Origin of the sequence: Pseudomonas sp. NPDC079086 (assembly GCF_044542155.1) — a bacterium.
Taxonomy (GTDB): Bacteria; Pseudomonadota; Gammaproteobacteria; order Pseudomonadales; family Pseudomonadaceae; genus Aquipseudomonas.
The window spans coordinates 1,689,058-1,708,181 of sequence record NZ_JBITTY010000001.1; the positions used below are offsets into that span (position 1 = coordinate 1,689,058).

A 19,124-nucleotide genomic window follows, 5' to 3' on the forward strand; every position below is an offset into this window, starting at 1 on the left:
CCGAGGCTGTTTTCAACGCAGTATCGCCGACGCGCAGCAAGTCCTACACGATTAGAAGCTGTGGTCAGCGGTATCGGGGTTGAGATCACTGATACCCAGCTTGCCAGCTGCCTGCTCGATTGCGCCGGTCTGCTTGACCAGTGCGGCGATGGCGTCACGAACGATCTGCTGGCCTTCGGCGTTGTCGGCGGCGATCAGCTGATCGAAGTGCTTGCCGTTGTTAGCGCTGTCGACCAGAGCCTGCAGCTTGCCTTCGGTGGCTTCGAGGTCGGCTTTCAGGGTGCTGTCTGCGGCGGCGTCAACCTTGGCGACCAGCGACGACAGGCTTGGGCCGGTCAGGGTGGTGCCATCGACCTTCTTGTACTCGCCCAGGTAGACGTTGCGAATACCTTTGCCGTTGTAGAAGTGCGAGTTGTGGGTGTTGTCGCTGAAGCAGTCGTGCTCGTCTTCGGTGGAGTTGGCCTCCAGCGCAACCTTCATACGCTCGCCGGCCAGTTCGCCGAGAGACAGGCTGCCCATGCCGAAGAGCATTTTGCGCAGGCCGTTTTCAGCCGATTCCGCTTCCAGCTTGGCGCGGTAATTATCAGCACTGCCGGCTTGCCATTGCACAACCATCGCATCGAGGTCGCTGACCAGCAGGTCTGCGGCAGCTTTGATAAAGGCGCGGCGACGCTCGTTGTTGCCGCCGGTGGCGCCTTCGCCCACGACGAAATCGCTGGCTGGACGCTCGCCGGCGCCTGGGTTGGTGCCATTCAGGTCCTGACCCCAGAGCAGGAATTCAATGGCGTGGTAGCCGGTGGCGACGTTGGCTTCGGAGCCGCCCAGTTCATTCAGGCTGGCCAGCAGTTCCGGGGTGATAGTGGTGACATCGAGCTTATCTTCGCCGACCTGCAGTTCGGTGTTGGCGATGATGTTGGCGCTGGCGCCTGGGTTGCCGAGGGCGTGCTGGTAATCCTTGGCGACGTAGTCGATCAGGCCTTCGTCCAGCGGCCAGGCGTTCAGCTGGCCTTCCCAATCGTCGACCACGGCGTTGCCGAAGCGGAACACTTCAGATTGCATGTAAGGCACACGGGCAGCCAGCCAGGCTTCACGGGCGGCTTTCAGAGTGTCGTCATTCGGGTTGGCTAGCAGGGCATCAATGGCGCCTTGCAGGGTTTTGCCAGTGCTGGCGGCGTCACTGAATACGGCCAGAGCCAGGTCCGCATAGTGGCTGACCACTGCTTTGCTGGCGGCTTCATCGATTTGGCTGGTGGCCGCTGCCGGGGCGCTGACGCTGCTGGCAGCCGGTGCGGCGGCTTGGCTGGCTGGCGCTTTGTCTTCACCGCAACCGGCGAGTGAAATGGCGATGGCAAGCAGGCTGGCAGAGGCCAGGGGCATACGGAGCATGGCGGAATCCTTTGCTGGTGAGAGTAAGCACCCACGCACGCGGGTACAGAAACCGAAACATAATGCGAAAGATTTTCATTTTGCGCAAAGGATCAATGCAGTTTTTTCACCACGAGCTGTGGGCAAAGTCTGCGATCGGGCAATTCGATAGGGCTAAAATGCCAGCACAGCTGCCTTCAAGAACCACTCAGGAGTTCCGCATGAGCCTTACCAGTGTTGTCATCATTGTGCTGTTGGTCCTGCTCGCGGCTTATGCCGTGCTGCTCTACAACGCTCTGGTGCGTTTGAAGCACGGCGTGAGCAAGGCCTGGTCGAATATCGATGTGATGCTCAAACAGCGCCACGATGAATTGCCCAAACTGGTGGAAACCTGCAAGCAGTACATGCAGCACGAACGCGGCACCCTGGAAGCGGTGATCGCTGCGCGCCAGGCGGTTTCTAGCGCCCAGGCCAAAGGTGACATGAGTGCTCTGGGTAAGGCCGAGACGGGCCTGCGTGCGGGCCTTGGTCAGCTGTTCGCCCTGGCCGAGAACTATCCGGAACTGAAGGCCAATGAAAGCTTTCAGCATCTGCAGCAGCGGATCAGCGGCCTGGAAAACGGCATTGCCGACCGCCGCGAGCTCTACAACGAAGCAGTCAACCTGAACAACGTGCGCATTGAGCAGTTCCCAGATGTGATCATTGCCCGTGCTTTCGCTTTCAAGGAAGCGGCGCTGCTCGAGTTCAGCGAGGGCGAGAAAGCTGATGTCGACCTCAAGTCACTGTTTGGCTGAACCGTGGATATTCAAGGGCAAGTCATTGGGTTGGCTTTCAGCATGGCGGCTAGCGCGGGCGGGGCGTGGTGGTTCTTGCGGCGTTTCTCCCAGGCGCGACATTTGCTCGATACGCCGACTTCGAAGATTCGTTCGGCGGCCCAGGGCTATGTTGAATTCTATGGCGTACTGCACGACAGCGCCGAACCTCAGTTGCTCGGCCCGCTGACCAATACGCCCTGCCTGTGGTGGCGTTACAAGATCGAGGAATACACCTCAAACGGCAAGAAACGCAGCTGGCGCACCCTGGAAAGCGGCAGCAGCGAGGCGTTGCTGCAACTCGATGACAGTACCGGCAGTTGCTTGATCGACCCACGTGGCGCTCATGTGCGACCGCTGACCCGTGAAGTGTGGAAGGGCGGCCTGCGTCACCCGCTGGGTGTCGCAAAAACCGGTTGGCGTGCGCTGTTCAGCAATGACCAGCGCTATCGCTATACCGAGGAGCGTTTGCATGCCGGTCAGCCGCTGTACGCCATCGGCGATTTCCGCAGCAGTGGCGGCGGCCGTCAGGGACTGGATCTGCCTGCGGCTCAAGGTGCGGTAATTCGTGAATGGAAGGGCGATTTCGGCGGTTTGCTGCAGCGTTTTGACAGTGACGGCAATGGTCAGCTGGATGCGCGTGAATGGCAGCGTGTGCAACTGGCGGCGAGCCTGGAAGCCGAAGATCGGCATCGCCAGCAAAGCACTCGGCCGGTGCAGCATCATCTTGCCAAACCGCGCGAGGCGCAGCCGTTTATCCTCTCCTGCGCCGGTGAAGATGAGCTGGTGCGGCAGTTCTACTGGCAGGCGGCTGGCGGGGTAGTGCTGTGTCTGGCTGGCGCACTGGTAGCGGCCTGGTTGCTCGGGATCAACAGCTTTTAGGTGAAAGTGCAGCGCACGAAAAAGCCCGCCAATTGGCGGGCTTTTTCATCTGTATCTGACGTTACAGCGTGGCGGGGTTGGCAGCGTTGTTCAGCCGTCTGGCCTGTTTCAGGTAGGCAGTCAGCTCACGAGCGGGCAGGGGCTTGCTGTACAGGTAGCCCTGACCTTCGTTACAGCCCTGAGCCATGATGTAGGCCTCCTGCTCTACGGTTTCCACGCCCTCGGCGATGACCTGCATGCCTAGGCTCTTACCGAGTTGGATGATGGCACGTACGATGGTGGCATCGTCTTCGTCTTCGAGCAGGTCTTGCACGAAGCTCTTGTCGATCTTGATCTTGTCCAGCGGCAGGCTCTTGAGGTAGCTAAGCGAGGAGTAACCGGTACCGAAGTCGTCAATCGCGATCAGCGCGCCGGAGCGGCGCAGGCTGAGCAGATGCTGGGCGGCGGTGTTGATGTCTTCCATCAGGCCGGTTTCAGTGACTTCCAGTTCCAGGCTGCGCAGTGGCAGGCGGTAGACCTGCATCAGGTTATTCACCACTCGCGGCAGTTCGGCGTGGTGCAGCTGAACGGTGGAGAGGTTGACCGCCATGCGCAGCTCGGTGAAGCCCTGATCATGCCATTCGCGCAACTGGCGGCAGGTCTGGTCGAGAATCCATTCACCAATCGGGATGATGGTGCCGTTCTGTTCGGCCAGCGGGATAAACAGATCCGGCGGCACGAAACCATGTTGCGGATGTTGCCAGCGCAGCAGCGCTTCGACGCCAACCACGCTGTGGTCGCGGTAGTCGACCTGCGGTTGGTAAACCAGGTGCAGTTGATTCAGGGACAAGGCGTCGCGCAGGTCTTTTTCCAGCTCGCGGCGGCGGCGCATTTCACTGTCGACGCTGGCGATGTAGAACTGGTAGCGGTTACGCGAGCGGCTCTTGGCCAGGGTCATGGTTTGTTCGGCTTTCTGCAGCAACTTCTCGGTGCTGTCGCCGTCTTCCGGGAACAGGGTGATGCCGATGGTGGCGCGCAGGCGCACTTGCTGCTGGTCGAGCATAAACGGGTTGTCGAGGTCGTCGAGTACGCTTTGCGCCAGTTCCGCGGCCTCGTAAGGCTGCTCGATATCGGCCTGCACCAGGGCGAATTGGTCGCCACCCAGACGAGCCAAGGCGCCGAGGCGGCCACTGTGGCTGCGCAGACGGTCGGATAGGGCCAGCAGCAGTTGGTCGCCAGTCTGGTAGCTGAACTGCTCGTTGATCCCTTTGAAGTCATCCAGGCCGACGCACAGTACGGCTACGCGCCGGTTTAGGCGCCCGGCGTCTTCGAGAATCTGGTCGAGTTGCTGCTGCAGCTGTTGACGGTTGGGCAGGCCGGTAAGGAAGTCGTACTGGGCCATGCGCAGCAGACTGTTTTCCGCTTCGCGGCGCAGGTTGGTGTTGCGTTCGATGGACGAGAGTAACTGGTTGGCGGTGTTGATCCACAGCCCTAGCTCGTTCTTCTCGTTGCCCTTGAGCATCGGCAGTTTGTGCTCGCTGGGGCGGTCCGGGTTGATGTTGGTTAGGTGCTCGATGATCTTCGACAGCGGTTTGGTCAGCAGCCAGTGGTAGACCAGATACAGCACTAGGCCCATCGCCACGGCGCGCAGCACACCGGAGATAAAGATGATGACTGAATTGGTGACAAAGCTCTCGCCGTAGGGGGCGGTGTCGAGGGTAATACTGAGGTCGCCGTAGTATTCGCTGTAGGGGCCGCGGCCGACCAACTGAGTGGTGAAATTCTGTTCTTTGCCAAGGATCGGGTCGGTCAGCCAGCGAGTCGGTACGTCGACTTGCTCTCGGGCTTTCTCCGCCAGCATCGGTTCGTTGGGGTGGCCGATGGAGGCCATACGCACCGACTCGTGCTGGAACAAGCCCTCGATGACCTGCATGCCCATTTCCCGGTCGAGGCTGTAGACCGCCTGAGTGGAAGGGTCGCGGAACATGCCGAGAATACGATGGGCGTCGTTGGCGACTGCCTGACGTGTTTTATAAACGTCGAAAACAATCTGCGCAAGACTCAAGACCACGCCGACGATCAGCGCTGATAGCAGCACCACGCGGAGCAACTTGAGTGACAAGCTGTTTTTAAGTTCCAGCTTCAAATGACGGTTCCTTGTTCGAGGCCTTCGGCGTCAGACGCTAGTGAGTATTGGCAAAGTCGCGCTTGCAGTCAAAGGGCCATTACCAAACTTTGTCGAACAAATTATCTGCGCGGCGATGGCGCGGCCGCCGACAGCTGTTTTGGCTGCTTGCACTGTGTCGGTGCGAGTTGCTTGCGGCTTGAGCACCGTTTGGCGGTTTTTTATGGCCTGCCACCCCTGGCGGCCGCCCTTCGGGCCGTTGCTACGCAACGTTAACAATGGCTCCCAGTTATTTTTTTGTTTGGCATGAGAGTTGCGACACCCCCTGTACTCACCATCATGGGGGCTGCTGCAATGAAAACTCGACTGTTAGGGATAGCGGTATTTGCGGTTTCGCCACTGGCCCAGGCGGCCAGCGATGAGGCGCTCAATACGGCCTGGTTGGTGTTAGCCAGCGTGCTGGTGTTCTTTATGCAGGCCGGCTTTGCCTTGCTGGAAAGTGGCATGTCGCGGGCTAAGAACGCAGTCAATGTGATGATGAAAAATTACATGGACGGCTGCGTCGGCGGCATCACCTTTTGGTTGTTGGGTTTCGGCCTGATGTTCGGCAGCAATATCACCGGCTGGTTCGGTATGAGTCATTTCGCTCCGCATACGGGCGAGCCCTGGGATTTCACCTTTCTGCTGTTTCAGATGATGTTCGCTGCCACGGCTGCGACCATCGCCAGCGGCGCCATGGCCGAGCGTACGCGCTATTCGGCCTACTTGATCGGCGCGGTGGTGATCAGCGGGTTTATCTACCCGGTGTTTGGCAGCTGGGTGTGGAGCGGCATCTATGGTGGCCAGGGCTGGCTGGCGGCGTTGGGTTTTATCGACTTTGCGGGCTCGACCGTGGTGCACAGCGTCGGTGCCTGGTGTGCGCTAGCCGGCATTCTGGTCCTTGGGCCGCGTCTGGGGCGCTTTGCGGCGGACGGTACGCCGCGCAGCATTCCCGGGCATAACCTCAGCCTGGTCGCGCTGGGTGGCTTTATTCTCTGGGTCGGCTGGTTTGGTTTCAACGCAGGCAGCAGCCTGGAGATGAATGTCAGCCTCGGCCTGATTGCCCTGAATACACATTTGGCGGCTTCGGCCGGCGCGCTCGGCGCCTTTCTCGCGCAGCGCAGCACCTCCAGTCCGGTGCTGCTGACCACCACGGTGAACGGCTCGCTGGGTGGGCTGGTCGGCATCACCGCCGGTTGCGCGACGATGTCGCCGCTGTTTGCATTGCTGACCGGGCTGGTCGCCGGCTTTGTGGTGGTGTTCGGCATGCGCTTGCTGGAGCGCTGGCAGCTCGATGATGTTGTTGGCGCCGTGCCGGTGCATGGTTTTGCCGGTGTCTGGGGTACGTTGGCAGCTGGTCTGTTCTTCAGTGGTGATCTGTTCAACTGGTCGCGGGTTGGCGTGCAGCTGCTCGGCGCCGGTGTGGCATTTGTCTGGGCCTTCCCGCTGGCGCTGATGCTCTATCTATTACTGGCGAAAACTCTCGGCCTGCGTACCTCGACCCAGCATGAGCAGCGCGGTCTGGATTATGCCGAGCACGCCGAGGTGGGCTATCCCGAGTTCAACCTGGCCGTGACCTTCGACAGCAACGACCTGCCGAGGAAGGTGTGAGATGAGCCTGGCAACTCGCCGACGGGCGATCTACACCGGGCTGGCCGGACACTTTGCCGAGGACGAGCTGTTGGCTGTGTTGGCGCTATGGGAAAGCAAATATGCCGACAAACCGCCGTTCGCCCTCAACGAGTTTCTCGGTGAGGTGGCCAAGACCTCTGAGCGCAAGCTGGAGCGCGCCAAACTCTATCGTGAATTAGTTGGTGCGCTGACCGGGCCGTTATCGGCCTTGCTACCCGACCCGGAGCCGCTGCTGCTCAGCTGGCGGCAGCGGATGGGCGTGGCGGCGCCGCTACGGGTTGGTTCGGATAGTCAGGCGCGGCATACCTTCGAGGCGCTGAGTCGGGTGCTGTTGAATGAGCTGGAGGCTGAGCTGGTGCCGCGTTTGCGGCGCTTTGCGGCGGGCAATCTTGCTGGGTTGAGCGTGGCTAACGAGCAGCGTCTGTTGGTGCGTGCCTGGCTGGAGCAGGGTGCTGCACTTGAGTCCGCTGGCTTGGGCCTTGAGCAGTTACGGCAATTGCTCAATCTGCTGTATATCGGCTTGTGCGAGTACCTGGGCCCGGTCATCGCCGATCAGCGCCTGAGTCAGGCGGTGCAACAGGTGGAGGCACTGCACCTGGCTTTTGCACCGCGCAAACTGCTGTAAACGCGTATCCACATAACAAGAAACCCGGCTCAGGGCCGGGTTTCTCGTGTGGTGCGCTGGTACTTAGGCGGCGAAGTTTTTCGCGACGAAGTCCCAGTTAACCAGGTTCCAGAACGCTTCGACGTACTTCGGACGTACGTTGCGGTAGTCGATGTAGTACGCGTGTTCCCATACGTCGCAGGTCAACAGCGGAGTGTCGCCGCTGGTCAGCGGGCAGCCGGCACCGATGGTGCTGGCCAGAGCCAGGGAGCCGTCAGCTTTCTTTACCAGCCAGCCCCAGCCGGAGCCGAAGGTGCCGATGGAAGTTTTGCTGAACTCTTCCTTGAACTTGTCGAAGGAACCAAAGGCTGCGTTGATCGCGTCAGCCAGGGCACCTGTCGGCTGGCCACCAGCGTTTGGTGCCAGGCAGTTCCAGTAGAAGGTGTGGTTCCAGACTTGAGCGGCGTTGTTGAAGATGCCACCCGAAGAGGTCTTGACGATCTCTTCCAGGGTTTTGCCTTCGAACTCGGTGCCTGGGACCAGGTTGTTCAGGTTCACGACGTAGGTGTTGTGGTGCTTGTCGTGGTGGAATTCCAAGGTTTCCTTGGAAATGTGCGGCTGCAGGGCGTCATGTGCGTAGGGCAGCGGCGGCAATTCGAAAGCCATTGTCTATCTCCTAATCAGGTCAGGTGCGGTGTGCGCGAGGCCGATCACGGGCGGCCATCTCAGCGGCGTGAGTTATCTCTTTGCGCCACAAGCCTTGGATCATAGCACTGGCCCAGCGCCTTAAACACGCGGCAACTGTGTGGAAAACCACCTCGGCATGTTGCATCAGGGCCGTTTTAGAGCATGCCGGGGTTGCTCAATAGCTGCCAGGCAATGCTGAACATCATCAACGCCACGCCCAGGTCGATAAAGCGCCAGGTGCTTGGGCGCGCCAGCCAGGGAGCGAGCCAGGCCGCGCCGATGGCCAGGCAGAAGAACCACATCAATGAAGCGCTTGCCGCGCCCAGGGCATAGGCGCCGGGCACCGGTTGCTGCGCGCCGAGCGAGCCGATCAGCAATACGGTATCGAGGTACACGTGTGGGTTGAGCAGGGTCACTGCCAGGGCTGCCAGCAGCACCGCACGGCGTGAGCGCGGGCCGCTGTCACTGGCCTGATTCAGTGCCTGTGGACGGCTGGCGCGAACCAGCGCCTGGGCGCCATACCAGAGCAAAAAGGCTGCGCCACCCCAGCGCGCTACACCCAGCAGAATCGGGTTTTGCGCCAACACGGCGGCCAAGCCGAATACTCCGGCGGTGACCAGTAGGGCATCGCAGACCACACAGAGCAGCGCCACCGGCAGGTGATGCTCGCGGCGCAGGCTTTGCGCCAAGACGAAGGCGTTCTGCGCGCCGAGGGCGATGATCAGTCCGGCGGCGATCAGTAACCCATTGCTATAGCTTTGCCACATATCGGCTATTCCGCCTGTTTACTGAGCTGTTGCAGGGTGGCCAGCGCGCGCGGCCCATCGGCGTGGGCGACGAACAGGTGGTCGTGATAGAAACCGGCGATCACGTTGCAGCTGATCCCTGCGTTCGCCAGTGCGCTGGCGACGGCGGCCGTCAAACCGACTGCTTCTAAAGCCGAATGCACGTGCAGCGTCAGCCAGGCGGCCACGTAGCTGTAATGCAAACCCAGTTGTTCGGCCTGCTGGCGCGGCAGGATCACGGTGAGGCCTTCGGCTTCCTGAAAGCTGCCCAGCGGCTGCACGCCATTCAGTTGCGCGGCATCGCTTAGGCTGCAGAACACGAAAGCGCCCTCGTTCAGCTCTGGGCTCATGCTGCGTAGCAATGTTGTTAATGAGGTTTCGCCGGCCATGCGGATTGCCTTGTTCAGGGTTGGGATGCTGGCCAGTCTGCTGTGGTTGGGTATATAAGAGAAACCAATAATCCTGATCACTCATTAGGAAAATTTATATTGCTGGATTACAAATTACTCGCCGCCCTGGCTGCGGTTGTGGAACAGGCCGGGTTCGAGCGTGCGGCGCAGGTGCTGGGTTTGTCGCAGTCGGCCGTGTCGCAGCGGATCAAGCTGCTTGAGGCGCGCGTCGGTCAGCCGGTGCTGGTACGCGCGGTGCCGCCGGCGCCGACGGAAATCGGCCGGCGCCTGCTTAACCATGTGCAGCAGGTGCGGCTGCTGGAGCGCGATATTCAGGCGCAGGTGCCGGGGCTAGATGAGGGCGGCCTGCCCGAGCGGCTGCGTATCGCGCTGAATGCCGACAGCCTGGCCACCTGGTGGGCAGGCGCCGTGGGCGTTTTCTGTACCGAGCAGCGCTTATTGCTGGATCTGGTGGTAGAGGATCAAGAGGTTGGCCTCAAGCGTATGCGCGCTGGCGAAGTGGCCGCCTGCGTATGCGCCAGCGAGCGCCCAGTAGCCGGTGCGCGTGCCGTGCTGCTCGGGGCGATGCGTTATCGCGCCATGGCCAGCCCGGCGTTTATTGCCCGACATTTCCCGAGAGGTGTAACGGCGCAGGCGCTGGCCCATGCGCCTGCCATCGTCTTCGGTCCGGATGATCTGCTACAGCACCGCTACCTGTCCGGTCTGGGCGTGGAAGGTGGCTTTGCTCACCACCTGTGCCCGTCATCCGAGGGTTTTATCCGTCTGGCCCAGGCCGGATTTGGCTGGGGGCTGATCCCTGAGCTGCAAGTGCTGGGGGAGTCAGCCCGTGGCGAGTTGGTCGAATTGATCAGCGACCGGCCAATCGATGTGCCGCTGTACTGGCATCATTGGCGCAATGGTGGCGAGTTGCTTAATCAGCTGACGCGCCACCTTACCCTGGCCGCAGGCCATAGCCTGGTGGCGCTCAGGAAATAACCATCTTGCCCGAGCCCGGCAGCTGTTCCACGCAGCGCTCGCCGAACAGTTTGCTGGGGGTGAAGTAGCCGCCGGGACCGCTGTATTCGAGCAAGTGCCGCACGGCGAGCAAGGCGCCATGCACGGTTACGTCATAGCCGTTGGCGGTTTCCAGGCGCGCGGTTTTCACCGCGCCCGCAGCATTGCGTGCCTCGCCCCAGAGCCAGGTGCGCTGGCGTGCACGGCTGGCTTCATCAGGGCCACTGACGCGTTTCTCGATCAGCCGCTTGAGCCAGTTCTGCACTGCATCCAGGCCGAGCAGGGCGCGCAACGGGTCGATCAGGCGCATAACAATCGCTGCTGCTGTCGGCGTGGGCAGGTAGACCTCGATGTTGTCGATGCCGGTGGAGTGGTAGGCGGTTGATACATCGCCCCAGGGAATCGTCACGGCGGGCTTTTCACCGCGGCCAAAGTTGATAGCGCGGCGCTTATAGCCCAACGGCACATCGGTAATGATCCCTGCGCGGCGTACTTTGCCGCCAAACTTCAGGCCTTCCACCGAGGTTTTTGCAGTGCCAGGCGAGAGCCCGCTGCCGCTGTCAAAACCCAGTGCCAGGTGTGTGGCGTCCGGCAATGCCTGATGCAGACAGGCGGCCAGGCAATCGCTGGGGATGACATCGAAGCCCACGCCGGGGCAGACCACCACACCCAGTTCGCGAGCCTGTTGACCACGTTGCTGAGCGGCCTCGAACACGCTGATCTCACCGGTGATATCGACGTAGTGCGTGGCGCTGGCCAGGCAGGCATCGAGCATCGGCGCGCTGGTGGCGGAAAACGGCCCGGCACAGTGAGCGACCACGGCAATATCGGCCAGGGCCTCCTTGGCTCGGTCCAGCTGGTGGATATCGAATATGCGGCACTCCAGGCCGAGCAGGCTGCCCAGTGCGTGCACCGCTGCCGGGTTGCGACCTGCCAGAATGGGCGTGAGGCCCTGGCGCTTGGCTTCGGCGGCGATCAAGTGGCCGGTGTAGCCGTTGGCGCCGTAGATCATCCAGTGCGTGGCCATCCAGTGCTCCTTTGTTATGGGGTGTGGGTGAGCAGCTTAGCTGCTGTGTCCGCTGCTGTTAGCCTATCGCAGAGTGTGTGCAGTCGTTGTTCTGGCTTGCAATGCCACGGCAGCACCCTGCGTGCGCTGCTAGAGTGGCCTGCAATCAGGGTAAAGGGGGCGACAATGAAGATTCTGGTAACCGGGGCCAGTGGCTTTATCGGTGGGCGCTTCGCCCGCTTTGCCTTGGAGCAGGGCTTGAGTGTGCGGGTCAACGGGCGGCGTGCCGAGGGCGTTGAGCATCTGCGCGCGCGTGGCGCGGAGTTTGTCCAGGGCGATTTGTCCGACCCCGAGCTGGTGCAGCAGCTGTGCCGGGATGTCGACGCGGTGGTGCACTGCGCCGGCGCGGTCGGGGTGTGGGGCCGTTACGAGCACTTCTATCAGGCTAACGTCACGGTCACCGAGAACGTGGTGGATGCCTGTCTTAAGCAAAAGGTGCGGCGGTTGGTGCACCTGTCTTCGCCATCGGTGTATTTCGACGGTCGGGCGCATGTTGGTCTGCGTGAAGAACAGCTGCCCAAGCGCTTTTCCGATCACTATGGCAAAACCAAGTTTCTCGCCGAGCAGCAGGTGTTTGCCGCCCAGGAGTTTGGTTTGGAGGTGCTGGCGCTGCGTCCGCGCTTTGTAACCGGTGCGGGCGATACCAGCATCTTTCCGCGCTTGATCAATATGCAGCGCAAAGGGCGTTTGTCGATCATCGGTAACGGCCTGAACAAGGTCGATTTCACCAGCGTGCATAACCTCAATGAGGCATTGATGAGCTGTCTGCTGGCCGCCGGGCCAGCGCTGGGGCAGGTCTACAACATCAGTAATGGTGCGCCGGTGCCGCTGTGGGACGTGGTCAATTATGTGCTGCGCAAACTCGACCTGCCGCTCGTGACCCGCCATCTGCCCTATGGCCTGGCGTATGGTGCGGCGGCCTTGAATGAGGGAGTGTGCAAGCTGCTGCCGGGGCGACCTGAGCCGACCCTGTTCCGCCTGGGTGTGGCTGTGATGGCCAAGGATTTCTCCCTGGATATCAGCCGTGCGCAGCAGTACTTGGAGTATGAGCCCAAGGCCAGCCTGTGGAGCGCGCTGGATGAGTTCTGCGCCTGGTGGCAGGCGCATCACCCGAGTTGACTACGCGAGGCGCGGCTCAGGCGTAGACGCGTTGCCCGCGATACATCCGTACCGAAGCGCTGGCGGGGCGTTGAGCGAGTTCTTCCACCAGCAGCGGGTGCCCGGCCTGCATACGTGGTGCGGCGCTGGGCTGAGCGAAAGGCCGGTCGCTGTATTGGGCCAGCAGCTGTCCCAGTTGCCGGGTTTCTTCGCTGCTTGAGGTGAGGCAGGCGCTGAGCATGCTGTTAATCGCATCTGGCTGGCTCATGCGGATGTCCACAGTCAGTTCTTCGCGCAGCCTGCGGCGCAGACTCTTCATGCAATCCAACACTTCTCTGTTCAGCTCCATGGATCTTTCCCCCCTAGCTATTACAAGTGGGCATGTGGACTGGGTGCCATCCATCCGCAATGCCTCCGGCCTGGTCTCGCCGCGTTTCCCGCGTGCGGATCGCGCCTGCAGCACCTTTGCTCCCTGGTGCTACGAAAACGTCGCAAATAGACAATTGCAAAGCGCATACCAGTTCACATTCTGTGGAACTGCGCAGGCTGCAGCGAGTCGATGGCCTGTGCCGTGCCCTTCGTCGGTGCGCCTCGCACTGGCATGGCGCGACACTGAAGCGCTGCGCGCGAACCGTTATACTGCGCGGCAAATTGCTATCCCCGCGCTTTCTTGAAGGTTGACCCATGCGTAACGATGCCCACGACGAACTCGATCACGTGCCCAGCCTGCGGGCTGATCAGCGCGATCACGATGACTACGCCACCGATCACCCGGAGCCAACACGCGGCAATACCTATGGCCGCGCGCCGGTCGCCGCACCGGTTAAGTCGGCCAGTACCGGCCCACTCTGGGCGCTGGTCGGCGCCTTGATGATTGCCCTGGGCGGGCTCGGCTGGTGGAGTTTTCAGCAGATCAGCCTGATGGAGCAGCAGCTGGTGGCCACCCAGGAAAGCTTTGCGCGCATCAGCGAGGAAGCTGCCGGGCGAATTCAGGATATTTCCGGCAAGGTGGTGGCCACCGAGTCCACGGTCACCAGCGGCAGCGAAGCGCTGAAGCTGCAGGTCAAGCAGTTGGAAAGCAAACTGGCGGAGCTGAGCAAGCAGCAGCAGGGTGCAATCAGTAAACAAAGCGAGCAGAGCAAAAGCCTTGAGCAGTTGGCCGCGCAGCTGAAAGGCCAAGCTGGTGGCGGTGAGAAGCTTGAGGGCATGCTCAACAAACTCAGTGCCGATCAGGCTGTGTTGAAGAACGAGCAAGCCACTCTGAAAAGTGCGCTGGCCGGACAGGCTAAAGTTGATGAGAAAATTGCCGTTTTGAGTGCTGAAGTCGCCGCGCTTAAGAAGCTGGGCAACCCTAACCAGGCGATCGCCCGTCTGGAGCAGGATTTGCTGGTGGTGAAAGGTGATCTGGAGACCCGCTCCGCCGGTAGCAGCACCGCCGAGTTCGATGCCTTCCGTGCGCAGATGACCCGCAACATCAATACCCTGCAAGCGCAGGTGCAGAATTTGCAGCAGCAAATCGACGCCCGCTAAGCGCCGAGACACGTGCTTATACCGCAGCAAAGAAAAAGCCCGCCAATTGGCGGGCTTTTTTATGCCGGTGTAACCGCCGTCTTACAGCGTTGGGTAGTCGATGTAGCCGACCGGGCCTGAGCCGTAGAAGGTTTCCGGGTGCGGTGTATTCAGTTCGGCATCCTGGGCCAGACGTGCTGGCAAGTCTGGGTTGGCGATAAACGGAATACCGAAGGCCACGGCATCGGCTTTACCGCTTTGCAGCCAGGCGTTGGCCTGATCTTTGGTGAAGCGCTCGTTGGCGATAAACACGCCGCCGAAGGCTTCTTTCAGGCTCGGCGACAGGCTGTCGTCGGCTTCTTTTTCACGGGCGCAGATAAAGGCGATACCACGCTTGCCCAGCTCGCGAGCGACATAGGTAAAGGTCTCGGTGCGGTTGGCGTCGCCCATGTCATGGGAGTCGGCGCGCGGTGCCAGGTGTACGCCGACGCGGCCAGCGCCCCAGACGTCAATTGCGGCATCGGTGACTTCCAGCAGCAGGCGCGCACGGTTTTCCAGGCTGCCGCCGTAGCGGTCGCTGCGCTGGTTGGTGCTGCTCTGCAGGAACTGATCGAGCAGGTAACCATTGGCACCGTGAATTTCTACGCCATCAAACCCAGCCGCTTTGGCGTTTTCGGCGCCCAGGCGATAGGCATCAACGATGTCGGCGATTTCTTCAGTTTCCAGCGCGCGCGGGGTAACGAAGTCCTTCATTGGACGTACCAGGCTGACATGCCCGGCTGGCTGGATGGCGCTCGGCGCTACCGGCAGTTGGCCGTTCAGATAGATCGGGTCAGAAATGCGTCCAACGTGCCACAGCTGCAGAACGATCTTGCCGCCAGCGGCGTGCACGGCTTTGGTGATATTGCTCCAGCCACGCACCTGCTCATCCGACCAGATGCCGGGGGTGTCTGGGTAGCCGACGCCCATTGGCGTGACGGCGGTGGCTTCGCTGATGATCAGGCCGGCGCTGGCACGTTGCACGTAGTACTCGGCCATCAAGGCATTGGGTACGCGGCCTTCATCGGCGCGGGTGCGGGTCAGCGGCGCCATGATGATGCGGTTGTTCAGTTCAAGCTCACCGATTTTGATCGGGTCGAAAAGTGTAGTCATGGGACGGTCCTCTCAGGTTATTCGTTGAGTGCAAGTTCAGGTGCAGGGGTACGGGTGCTGAAGGTCAGCAGGGTGGCGAGCAGTGCCAGTACGGCCAGGGCTGCCGCGGCCAGGGGGACGCGGGTCAGGCCAAAACCTTCGGCAATCACCAGGCCGCCCACCCAGGCGCCGAGGGCATTGCCGAGGTTGAAGGCGCCGATATTCAAGGTCGATACCAGGTTCGGTGCGCCGCTACCAAAGGCCACCACATTGACCTGCAAGGCCGGTACGGCGGCAAAGGCGGCGGTGGCCCAGAGGAACAGGGTGATCTCGGCCGGGATCAGCGCTTGGCTGGTCCAGCTGAACAGGGTGGAGACCACCGCCATGGCAACGAACACGCCGAGCAGGGTGGCTTTCAGGTTGCGATCAGCCAGGCGCCCGCCAAGTACGTTACCCAGGGTCAGGCCGAGGCCGATCAGCAGCAGGGTCCAGGTCACGCCGTTGGGCGACACCCCGGTGACATCACCGAGCAGCGGCGCGATATAGGTGAATAGGGCAAACATCGACGCGGAGAACAGTACCGTGGTGCTCAGCGCTAACCACAGGCCAGCACCGCGCAGGGCACGTACTTCGCTGGCAAAGTCGGCCTTGGTTTCATCGGTTTTGTTCGGCAGTACGCGCCACAAACCGATCAGGGCGATTACGCCAATCAAGGTCACTGCCCAGAAGGTCGAGCGCCAGCCAGCGTACTGACCGAGCGCGGTGCCCAGCGGCACGCCGAGCACGTTGGCCAGGGTCAGGCCAGTAAACATCAAGGCCACTGCCGAAGCGCGGCGATTGGCCGGTACCAGGCTAGCGGCGACTACCGAGCCGATACCGAAAAATGCACCATGGCAGAGGGCGGTGATTACCCGGGCAAGCATCAGCATCTGGTAGTCGCTGGCCAGGGCGCAGAACAGGTTGCCGGCGATAAAGATGCTCATCAGCGTCAGCAAGGAGGCTTTACGCGGCCAACTGGCAGTGGCCAGGGCCATAAAGGGTGCGCCAATGGCCACGCCGAGGGCATATCCGGTGACCAGCCAGCCAGCACCGGGGATAGATACACCAAGGTCGCCAGCCACTTCCGGCAGCAGGCCCATGATGACGAATTCCGTGGTGCCAATGGCAAACGCGGACAAAGCGAGGACGATAAGCGCTGCAGGCATGCCGTCAGCTCCTGAAAAATGGTGGATGAAAAGTTGGGTTAAAGCGCTTGGCTGATGTGGTTGAGGAACGCCTGGATGGTCTCTTCATTGCGCTTAAAGAAGTTCCACTGACCAACCTTTTTGCTGCTGATCAGGCCGGCGCGTTGCAAGGTCGCCAGGTGTGCAGAGACTGTCGACTGCGACAGTCCGGTGCGTTGGTCGATCTTGCCGGCGCAGACACCGATTTCCAGCGGGTGGTCCTGGTCGGCGAAATACGCCTGCGGGTCTTTCAGCCAATGCAGGATGTCGCGCCGCACCGGGTGGGCCAGTGCTTTGATTACTTCATCAATGTCGAGTTGCATGCGGGTTATCCCCTGTAGCCTGTAACGCCATATCGCGATGGGACGAACTTTATATCGGTTGTTAGCGATATACAGATCGTTCGTGGCGATAGTCATCATCATGCCGGCTGATGTGTAAGCTGTGACCATGAACTATCTCGCGCATTTACACCTCGGCGGCGACGCGCCGGCCCAACTGCTGGGCAGCCTGTATGGCGATTTTGTCAAAGGGCCGCTGGCCGGGCAGTGGCCGGTGGATATCGAGGCCGCGATTCGTCTGCATCGGCGTATCGATGTGTTCACTGACAGCCATCCGCTGCAATTGCAGGCGCGAGCACGCTTTGCCGCAGAACGGCGGCGCTACAGCGGCATCTTGCTGGATGTGTTTTTCGATCACTGCCTGGCGCTGAACTGGGCCGACTATGCCGCAGAGCCGCTGCCGCGCTTTACCGGGCGGGTGTATCAGGTGCTGGCCGCCGAGCCGTGCTTGCCCGAGCGCCTTGCGCTGATCGCGCCGCGCATGGCTGCGCAGGACTGGCTGGGCAGTTACCGCGAGTTTGCCGTGCTGGAGCAGGTGGTCGCGGGGATCGACCGGCGCCTGTCGCGGCCTGGCTTGCTGATAGGCGGCCTGGTTGAACTGGAGCGGCTGTATCAGCCGCTGCTGGAGGATTTTCGCCAGTTCTATCCTGAGTTACAGGCCTTCGTTGCCCGCGAGCGCGGTTAGGCCGCCTGGCTTTCTGTTTCAGGCCGTTCTGTTTCAGTTGCGTCTGCCGCGCCAAACAGCGCCTGGCTGATCGCCTGCTGCGCCGCGCGGGCCAGGGCATTGCGGTTCAGCTCGCTGCTGGCAATCGGCGTCAGCAGCTGGATCTGCACTTCGCTCAGCTCGCTGCCGAGCAGGCGCAGCAGGTGCGAGAGCATGTCGTCATCACCGATAAACGGCGCCACGCTGCACGGCTGGCCATTGCGCAGGTAACGGATGGCCACCGGCTGCACAGACACACCGCTGTCGATCGCACTGCTCAGCAAGCGGCCATGAAAGGTGCGCAGGCCGAGGCCATCGGTGGTGGTGCCTTCGGGGAAGATCAGCAGGTTGCGCCCGCGTTGCAAGTGGTTGCCCAGCTGCTGGCTGAGCAGGCCGCTATCACCTGAGCCGCGGCGGATAAACAGCGTGCCGGCCTTATGCGCCAGCCAGCCAGCCACTGGCCAGGTACGCACCTCGGCCTTGGACAGAAAGGACAGCGGGGTGAGCATGCCGAGCAGCGGAATATCGGTCCAGGACACGTGATTGCTGACCCACAGCATCGGCTGACGTGGCAGCTCGCCCTGTACCTGCAAGCGGAACGGCAAGGCCGCCGCCAGGCGCGCGAGAAACCAGCGGGTCAGGCGTTGCCGAGTCGGCATCAGGTCATGCCGCACCAGGCGTTCGAGCAGGGTGATAGCCGCCGCCAGCAGGGTGCCGAGGCTGATCACTAACAGCAGGCGCGCCAGGCGCAGGTACAAACGCACTTTCTTCATCGAACTCTCTCGCGGCAAAAACACAAACGCCGGCACTGTCTACAGAGTGCCGGCGAGTTGCGCAACATTACTCCGACCTGCTGTTAAACAGCGGCTTTGAAATGCCGTGCATAGCGCGGGCACAACTCGTCACGCTTGAGCAGGATAAATACGTCGGCAACCTGGAAATCCTGGTCCCAGCATGGCTCGCCGCAGATCTTCGCGCCTAGGCGCATATAGGCCTTGAGCAGTGGCGGCATTTCGGCGATCACGTTACTCGGCACATCCAGCGCCGGCAGCGGGGTTTTCGGCTCGGCGCGCAGGTGTTCGTTGCACAGGTAGCGCTCACGTAGGCGCTGCATGATTGCCTGGGCCTGAATGCCGCCGTCTTGCATGGAGATGCTGGCGCAGCCCATTAGGTAGCGGTAACCACCTTCGTTGAGCACTTCGGCCAGCTCGCCCCAGAGTACGGCGATGGTCGCGCCGTTGCGGTAGGCGGCGTCGACGCAGGTGCGGCCGATTTCCAGCACCGGGCCTTGCAGTTGCACCAGACCGTGCAGGCTGAATTCTTCTTCGCTGTAGAAGCGTCCCAGGCTGGCGGCGGCGCGGTGGTCGAGCAGGCGCGTGGTGGCGACCAACTCGCCGCTGTTCAGGTCGCGCACGCCGATGTGCTGGCAGTGAATGTCGTAATCGTCCATGTCCAGGCCCAGCTCAGCACCCTTGAGCTTGGCGTCGAATTCGGCGCTGAACACGCGAAAACGCAGTGCCTGGGCTTCGCGCAGGGCGGCGGCACCGTGCAAACGTTCGGCTTGTAGGCGGCGAGCGGGAGTAGCTTTAAGTGCCATCTGAGTCATGCCTGAGTCTCCGTTAGCCGGCTTTTTGCCTTGCAGCCGGTCGATCTTGTTGGACAAGCTCAGGCTAGGTAGCGGCGGTGTCACCTCCGTGAAGATTCAGTGATGCTTGTGTGACACTGTTTTCCATATCCCAT

At 61.4% G+C, this 19,124-nt stretch carries 20 protein-coding genes; 8 read left to right on the top strand and 12 right to left on the bottom strand.

Annotated elements, in window-relative coordinates:
• Positions 1-51 precede the first annotated feature (51 nt).
• Entirely contained in the window at positions 52-1,386 is a 1,335-nt protein-coding gene (locus tag ACIGEK_RS07890; protein WP_397492744.1) for an imelysin family protein, read from the bottom strand.
• 200 nt (positions 1,387-1,586) lie between these two features.
• On the opposite strand from ACIGEK_RS07890, the gene ACIGEK_RS07895 reads away from it, so the two are divergent.
• A complete protein-coding gene (locus tag ACIGEK_RS07895) occupies positions 1,587-2,159 on the top strand; it encodes a LemA family protein (protein ID WP_397492745.1) in 573 nt (190 codons plus the stop codon).
• A 42-nt stretch (positions 2,160-2,201) separates the two neighbouring features.
• Positions 2,202-3,059 carry a GIDE domain-containing protein gene (locus tag ACIGEK_RS07900; RefSeq protein ID WP_397492746.1) on the top strand — a complete coding sequence of 286 codons (858 nt, stop codon included), beginning with the start codon at positions 2,202-2,204 and terminating at the stop codon, positions 3,057-3,059.
• 61 nt (positions 3,060-3,120) lie between these two features.
• Here ACIGEK_RS07900 and ACIGEK_RS07905 read toward each other — a convergent pair whose 3' ends face one another.
• A complete protein-coding gene (locus ACIGEK_RS07905; RefSeq protein ID WP_397492747.1) occupies positions 3,121-5,184 on the bottom strand; it encodes a putative bifunctional diguanylate cyclase/phosphodiesterase in 2,064 nt (687 codons plus the stop codon).
• A gap of 333 nt (positions 5,185-5,517) precedes the next feature.
• On the opposite strand from ACIGEK_RS07905, the gene ACIGEK_RS07910 reads away from it, so the two are divergent.
• Entirely contained in the window at positions 5,518-6,813 is a 1,296-nt protein-coding gene (locus tag ACIGEK_RS07910; RefSeq protein ID WP_397492748.1) for an ammonium transporter, read from the top strand.
• Between the two features lies 1 nt (position 6,814).
• A complete protein-coding gene (locus ACIGEK_RS07915) occupies positions 6,815-7,459 on the top strand; it encodes a hypothetical protein (protein WP_397492749.1) in 645 nt (214 codons plus the stop codon).
• 63 nt (positions 7,460-7,522) lie between these two features.
• Here ACIGEK_RS07915 and ACIGEK_RS07920 read toward each other — a convergent pair whose 3' ends face one another.
• The 3 genes from ACIGEK_RS07920 to ACIGEK_RS07930 form a co-directional block, all read right to left on the bottom strand.
• On the bottom strand, positions 7,523-8,104 hold the full coding sequence (locus ACIGEK_RS07920; protein WP_090239738.1) for a superoxide dismutase: 582 nt from the start codon (positions 8,102-8,104) through the stop codon (positions 7,523-7,525).
• Between the two features lie 176 nt (positions 8,105-8,280).
• Positions 8,281-8,892, bottom strand: a complete 612-nt coding sequence (locus ACIGEK_RS07925) for a LysE/ArgO family amino acid transporter (RefSeq protein ID WP_397492750.1) — start codon at positions 8,890-8,892, stop codon at positions 8,281-8,283.
• Positions 8,893-8,897: 5 nt separating this feature from the next.
• Positions 8,898-9,299 (bottom strand): ACT domain-containing protein, encoded by a 402-nt coding sequence (locus tag ACIGEK_RS07930; protein ID WP_397492751.1) that lies wholly within the window; start codon positions 9,297-9,299, stop codon positions 8,898-8,900.
• Positions 9,300-9,395: 96 nt separating this feature from the next.
• On the opposite strand from ACIGEK_RS07930, the gene ACIGEK_RS07935 reads away from it, so the two are divergent.
• A complete protein-coding gene (locus ACIGEK_RS07935) occupies positions 9,396-10,295 on the top strand; it encodes a LysR family transcriptional regulator ArgP (protein WP_397493107.1) in 900 nt (299 codons plus the stop codon).
• Here ACIGEK_RS07935 and ACIGEK_RS07940 read toward each other — a convergent pair.
• Positions 10,285-11,340, bottom strand: a complete 1,056-nt coding sequence (locus tag ACIGEK_RS07940) for a saccharopine dehydrogenase family protein (RefSeq protein WP_397492752.1) — start codon at positions 11,338-11,340, stop codon at positions 10,285-10,287. The two genes, ACIGEK_RS07935 and ACIGEK_RS07940, sit on opposite strands and share 11 nt — an antisense overlap.
• Positions 11,341-11,505: 165 nt before the next feature.
• Between ACIGEK_RS07940 and ACIGEK_RS07945 the strand changes: the two genes are divergently transcribed.
• Entirely contained in the window at positions 11,506-12,498 is a 993-nt protein-coding gene (locus ACIGEK_RS07945) for an NAD-dependent epimerase/dehydratase family protein (RefSeq protein ID WP_397492753.1), read from the top strand.
• Positions 12,499-12,514: 16 nt separating this feature from the next.
• On the opposite strand, the gene ACIGEK_RS07950 is transcribed toward ACIGEK_RS07945, so the two are convergent.
• Positions 12,515-12,826: a hypothetical protein gene (locus ACIGEK_RS07950; RefSeq protein ID WP_269380095.1), complete on the bottom strand. Its 312-nt coding sequence runs from the start codon at positions 12,824-12,826 to the stop codon at positions 12,515-12,517.
• Positions 12,827-13,161: 335 nt separating this feature from the next.
• On the opposite strand from ACIGEK_RS07950, the gene ACIGEK_RS07955 reads away from it, so the two are divergent.
• Positions 13,162-14,007, top strand: a complete 846-nt coding sequence (locus ACIGEK_RS07955) for an ATPase (RefSeq protein WP_397492754.1) — start codon at positions 13,162-13,164, stop codon at positions 14,005-14,007.
• A gap of 81 nt (positions 14,008-14,088) precedes the next feature.
• On the opposite strand, the gene ACIGEK_RS07960 is transcribed toward ACIGEK_RS07955, so the two are convergent.
• Genes ACIGEK_RS07960 through ACIGEK_RS07970 form a run of 3 tightly spaced genes read right to left on the bottom strand, consistent with a single transcriptional unit; the run spans position 14,089 to position 16,663 of the window.
• Entirely contained in the window at positions 14,089-15,138 is a 1,050-nt protein-coding gene (locus ACIGEK_RS07960) for an alkene reductase (protein WP_397492755.1), read from the bottom strand.
• 17 nt (positions 15,139-15,155) lie between these two features.
• Positions 15,156-16,322, bottom strand: a complete 1,167-nt coding sequence (locus ACIGEK_RS07965) for an MFS transporter (RefSeq protein ID WP_397492756.1) — start codon at positions 16,320-16,322, stop codon at positions 15,156-15,158.
• Positions 16,323-16,360: 38 nt separating this feature from the next.
• Positions 16,361-16,663, bottom strand: a complete 303-nt coding sequence (locus ACIGEK_RS07970; protein WP_090382593.1) for a helix-turn-helix transcriptional regulator — start codon at positions 16,661-16,663, stop codon at positions 16,361-16,363.
• Positions 16,664-16,790: 127 nt separating this feature from the next.
• Here ACIGEK_RS07970 and ACIGEK_RS07975 point away from each other — a divergent pair, with 127 nt between their 5' ends.
• Positions 16,791-17,366, top strand: coding sequence for an ACP phosphodiesterase (locus ACIGEK_RS07975; RefSeq protein ID WP_397492757.1), 576 nt, complete (start codon positions 16,791-16,793; stop codon positions 17,364-17,366).
• Here the strand turns inward: ACIGEK_RS07975 and ACIGEK_RS07980 are convergent.
• Both ACIGEK_RS07980 and olsB read right to left on the bottom strand, forming a co-directional pair.
• Entirely contained in the window at positions 17,363-18,157 is a 795-nt protein-coding gene (locus ACIGEK_RS07980; protein WP_397492758.1) for a lysophospholipid acyltransferase family protein, read from the bottom strand. The genes ACIGEK_RS07975 and ACIGEK_RS07980 overlap by 4 nt on opposite strands.
• A gap of 83 nt (positions 18,158-18,240) precedes the next feature.
• Positions 18,241-18,990, bottom strand: coding sequence for an L-ornithine N(alpha)-acyltransferase (olsB, locus tag ACIGEK_RS07985; RefSeq protein WP_397492759.1), 750 nt, complete (start codon positions 18,988-18,990; stop codon positions 18,241-18,243).
• Positions 18,991-19,124: the final 134 nt, after the last annotated feature.

Excerpts from the sequence above, each read along its gene's own strand:
- ACIGEK_RS07890 (WP_397492744.1), bottom strand. The coding sequence starts at position 1,386 with ATGCTCCGTATGCCCCTGGCCTCTGCCAGCCTGCTTGCCATCGCCATT.
- ACIGEK_RS07895 (WP_397492745.1), top strand. The coding sequence starts at position 1,587 with ATGAGCCTTACCAGTGTTGTCATCATTGTGCTGTTGGTCCTGCTCGCG.
- ACIGEK_RS07900 (WP_397492746.1), top strand. The coding sequence starts at position 2,202 with ATGGCGGCTAGCGCGGGCGGGGCGTGGTGGTTCTTGCGGCGTTTCTCC.
- ACIGEK_RS07910 (WP_397492748.1), top strand. The coding sequence starts at position 5,518 with ATGAAAACTCGACTGTTAGGGATAGCGGTATTTGCGGTTTCGCCACTG.
- ACIGEK_RS07915 (WP_397492749.1), top strand. The coding sequence starts at position 6,815 with ATGAGCCTGGCAACTCGCCGACGGGCGATCTACACCGGGCTGGCCGGA.
- ACIGEK_RS07920 (WP_090239738.1), bottom strand. The coding sequence starts at position 8,104 with ATGGCTTTCGAATTGCCGCCGCTGCCCTACGCACATGACGCCCTGCAG.
- ACIGEK_RS07925 (WP_397492750.1), bottom strand. The coding sequence starts at position 8,892 with ATGTGGCAAAGCTATAGCAATGGGTTACTGATCGCCGCCGGACTGATC.
- ACIGEK_RS07930 (WP_397492751.1), bottom strand. The coding sequence starts at position 9,299 with ATGGCCGGCGAAACCTCATTAACAACATTGCTACGCAGCATGAGCCCA.
- ACIGEK_RS07940 (WP_397492752.1), bottom strand. The coding sequence starts at position 11,340 with ATGGCCACGCACTGGATGATCTACGGCGCCAACGGCTACACCGGCCAC.
- ACIGEK_RS07945 (WP_397492753.1), top strand. The coding sequence starts at position 11,506 with ATGAAGATTCTGGTAACCGGGGCCAGTGGCTTTATCGGTGGGCGCTTC.
- ACIGEK_RS07950 (WP_269380095.1), bottom strand. The coding sequence starts at position 12,826 with ATGGAGCTGAACAGAGAAGTGTTGGATTGCATGAAGAGTCTGCGCCGC.
- ACIGEK_RS07955 (WP_397492754.1), top strand. The coding sequence starts at position 13,162 with ATGCGTAACGATGCCCACGACGAACTCGATCACGTGCCCAGCCTGCGG.
- ACIGEK_RS07960 (WP_397492755.1), bottom strand. The coding sequence starts at position 15,138 with ATGACTACACTTTTCGACCCGATCAAAATCGGTGAGCTTGAACTGAAC.
- ACIGEK_RS07965 (WP_397492756.1), bottom strand. The coding sequence starts at position 16,322 with ATGCCTGCAGCGCTTATCGTCCTCGCTTTGTCCGCGTTTGCCATTGGC.
- ACIGEK_RS07970 (WP_090382593.1), bottom strand. The coding sequence starts at position 16,663 with ATGCAACTCGACATTGATGAAGTAATCAAAGCACTGGCCCACCCGGTG.
- ACIGEK_RS07975 (WP_397492757.1), top strand. The coding sequence starts at position 16,791 with ATGAACTATCTCGCGCATTTACACCTCGGCGGCGACGCGCCGGCCCAA.
- ACIGEK_RS07980 (WP_397492758.1), bottom strand. The coding sequence starts at position 18,157 with ATGAAGAAAGTGCGTTTGTACCTGCGCCTGGCGCGCCTGCTGTTAGTG.
- olsB (WP_397492759.1), bottom strand. The coding sequence starts at position 18,990 with ATGACTCAGATGGCACTTAAAGCTACTCCCGCTCGCCGCCTACAAGCC.